The following is a 3,213-nucleotide window of genomic DNA, read 5'->3' on the forward strand; positions in this document are numbered from 1 at the left end:
TTAATGTATCTGGAAGCCGGTAAGCCGGCTTAAATAACAGGAAACTGAGTTATTTTTGAGCTGCATAATAGTGATTTAATAACTTCCATAAACTGTATTTCTTAAAAGTCACTTGCTCGCAGGTTCCTTAAGCAATATTCTATTTCTTTCTCAGACTTGATCGCAGGATTACGTGATGAAAACCCAGTATCACTTTCTGAGCGCAGATACATTAACCAACCAATATCGCCATTGATTAGAGCGCAAAGTTTTTGGCCAGTGGGGCTAGATAGCCATATTTCTTTGAATTGCTGCGGGGAGTCGATTTTATTTATTAGATCAATGGAGTTCATATTGTTTTTGCATAATGCGCAGCATGGTAGCTACAGCCCTTTGTTCTGGCTCGACTTATATTTTTCATGTGTCTTATAAGATAGGTGCATTTTTCTCATTGAAATAAAGCCATAGATACCGCCATATAAGCCATAGCCGCCCCATAGTATTATTGATATCTGATAGCCAAGGCTATTAATTCCCCCGTTAACTAAGTCCAGCATATAAGCGAATAAAATACCGACTAGGATGCCAGCAACTGGAAAGCCTAACAGATATATAAAACTGAATAGTCTGTACTTTTTTTCAATTTGCATTATCTATTTGCGCATAACGCTAAGTTTTGGGGCCGAGCAGCAAAGCTGCGAAGGTCCCGAGCCCCGAAGGGGCGAACAACAACGGATTGTTAGCCCTTGAACCTGTACCACTGGCTAAGCTCTTTGGACAAACTCGGATTACTTAAAATCATTCGTTCCATACCTGCTGGCATTTCGGTGGTTCTTGACTGAACAGCAAGTTGAGATGCCAGCAGGTAAATACCTTTCATATCAACAGGGTGGTCCTCTAATGCTTCAACACGAGAACACAAATCAGAGAGTAAGCTAAACGCTTCAGGGCCATGAGCATTGACCAACAGCAAGTCAAAGGCTCCTGACGTAAAGCGTTCGTTGTTTTGATACTCGGGGATCTCTCCTCGTGAAATCTGTTTGGCAATATTAATAAGCTTATCTAGAACTTCAGTCATATAGGGGGCTAACGCTGAGTTGTGGGGCTGGCGCTGCGCAGCAGTGCCAGTCCCACACGAATGACTAGTTATGCGCAGTAGCACATTTTTTATGGCTGTGAATCATCATGCCATATGACGTGATGAGGCCTATTGCTCGTGTTGATGAAGTAGAGCATTGCTTCTTTGATTGTTGCTATTGGGTAAGCCCACTTTTCTGGGAAATGGTTCTCTTCACCATTGCTTAAGCAATATTCTATTTCTTTCTCAGACTTGATCGCAGGATTACGTGATGAAAACCCAGTGTCACTTTCTGAGCGCAGATACATTAACCAACCAATATCGCCATTAATTAGAGCGCAAAGTTTTTGGCCAGTGGGGCTAGATAGCCATATTTCTTTGAATTGCTGCGGGGAGTCGATTTTATTTATTAGATCAATGGAGTTCATATTGTTTTTGCATAATGCGCAGCATGGTAGCTACAGCCGTTTGTTGTGGCTCGACTTATATTTTTCATGTGTCTTATAAGATAGGTGCATTTTTCTCATTGAAATAAAACCATAGATACCGCCATATAAGCCATAGCCGCCCCATAGTATTATTGATATCTGATAGCCAAGACTATTAATTCCCCCGTTAACTAAGTCCAGCATATAAGCGAATAAAATACCGACTAGGATGCCAGCAACTGGAAAGCCTAACAGATATATAAAACTGAATAGTCTGTACTTTTTTTCAATTTGCATTATCTATCTGCGCATAACGCCGCGCTCAGCCGCAGACAAAAATGGCGCTTGTTTTGCGGCTTTTTGCAAAACAAGTGACAGTTTTGGCTGTCGGTTGCAGCGCCTTGTTATGCATCTAGTTAGTAGCCGCTCATTTCATGCCATATTGCAGCATCTAACTCCCTGGGTTTGACACCGATATTCCTAGACACCTCAATTAAAGATGAAATTATGATGTCTGAGCTAGGTGTATAGCCTAACACTTTCTCCATAAATCTCTTTACATGCACATCAGCCTTTATTGTATCCTTTCCTAGCCTCAATCGTAGCCATTCAAAAAGTACTGGACCAATAGAGTGAATAACTTTTCCTGTGTCTTTATCCCTTACGACAACTTTTCCTTGAATGTTCTCGAAGGTTGATTTATCAATCCACTTTTTCAGAGATTTATACCCTCTTACATTTTCAGCCTCAAAAAACTTCACCAACTCTCTGAGTAGCTTGACTCTTGACCAGTGGTTTGTTCCCCATAGATACTGAGCCAATCTAGTATTGCTCTTAAGAGTATTTGGGTACTTTGAGAGCAAGCGCTGTAAATCACTATGGCTTCTTATCTCGCTTCTCCGATTGTTTATATAATGCTCATAAGCTCTTTGTACCACAGGAGTCTGCATCTGGAAATCAAGTACTGTGTTCATCAATATACAGATATAGTCATGCATCCGATAATCATTAAACTGGTCCAGTTTAGAGCATGCACTTTGCAATGTTCTTAGTTCTTTCTTGTTCATGCAAAATCTCAACATTCACCCTGCATAACGCTGAGTTGTGGGGCTGGTGCTGCGAAGCAGTGCCAGTCCCACACGAATGATTAGTTATGTGCTTTACCAGAACTGCCACCATGGTTTTTTGTTTTTAGTGCCTGAAGAGTTGCTGGGGAACAAGATTTCTCCGTTGGTTGCACTAACATCAAAAAAACCTACAGAGTGCTTCACTGCTAACTCTCTTGCTTTAGGGTAAGCCTCTTCAGCTACAGACCATGAATATGCCGAATAGATTACATGGTGACCTATACAGTGATCAGTTACTCTAGGATCATCTACGTTGTCAGATGCAAGCGGGCCGTTCATAGGTGGGAAGTGCTCAATCATTTCCCTAAACCAGGCTTGCAGTCTTTCTGTTGTAACTGCTTGGTCTTGATATGAATGATCTTCTGCCCATTTTGTTTGTTGGGCATACCATTCCATGAATTTTTTTCTTTCTTGTGGAGCGACTGTTGGTTCAAATACCATCAAGTCATAACTCATGATTTCACTCCCTGAGCACATAACGACTCGATGTGGGGCTGCACGTTAGTGCAGTCCCACACGATTGTTTTGTTACATGCGGAATACTGCTTTTTAAGGCTAATGCTAAATTAAGGCTCTGGATATTTTATAAATTAATAAAGTA

Annotated in this window: 5 protein-coding genes; all 5 read right to left on the reverse strand. The window is 41.2% G+C overall.

Annotated elements, in window-relative coordinates; all coding sequences use genetic code 11:
- Positions 1-362: 362 nt before the first annotated feature.
- Positions 363-629 (reverse strand): hypothetical protein, encoded by a 267-nt coding sequence (locus tag KHS78_RS22090; RefSeq protein WP_211831182.1) that lies wholly within the window; start codon positions 627-629, stop codon positions 363-365.
- Between the two features lie 89 nt (positions 630-718).
- Entirely contained in the window at positions 719-1,057 is a 339-nt protein-coding gene (locus KHS78_RS22095) for a hypothetical protein (protein ID WP_211831183.1), read from the reverse strand.
- Positions 1,058-1,146: 89 nt separating this feature from the next.
- Positions 1,147-1,485: an Imm1 family immunity protein gene (locus KHS78_RS22100; RefSeq protein WP_211831184.1), complete on the reverse strand. Its 339-nt coding sequence runs from the start codon at positions 1,483-1,485 to the stop codon at positions 1,147-1,149.
- A gap of 416 nt (positions 1,486-1,901) precedes the next feature.
- Positions 1,902-2,552 carry a hypothetical protein gene (locus KHS78_RS22105; RefSeq protein WP_211831185.1) on the reverse strand — a complete coding sequence of 217 codons (651 nt, stop codon included), beginning with the start codon at positions 2,550-2,552 and terminating at the stop codon, positions 1,902-1,904.
- Between the two features lie 93 nt (positions 2,553-2,645).
- Positions 2,646-3,068: a hypothetical protein gene (locus KHS78_RS22110; protein WP_211831186.1), complete on the reverse strand. Its 423-nt coding sequence runs from the start codon at positions 3,066-3,068 to the stop codon at positions 2,646-2,648.
- Between the last annotated feature and the right edge of the window lie 145 nt (positions 3,069-3,213).

Source organism: Kistimonas asteriae (genome assembly GCF_018263925.1).
In the GTDB taxonomy this organism is placed as follows: domain Bacteria; phylum Pseudomonadota; class Gammaproteobacteria; order Pseudomonadales; family Endozoicomonadaceae; genus Kistimonas; species Kistimonas asteriae.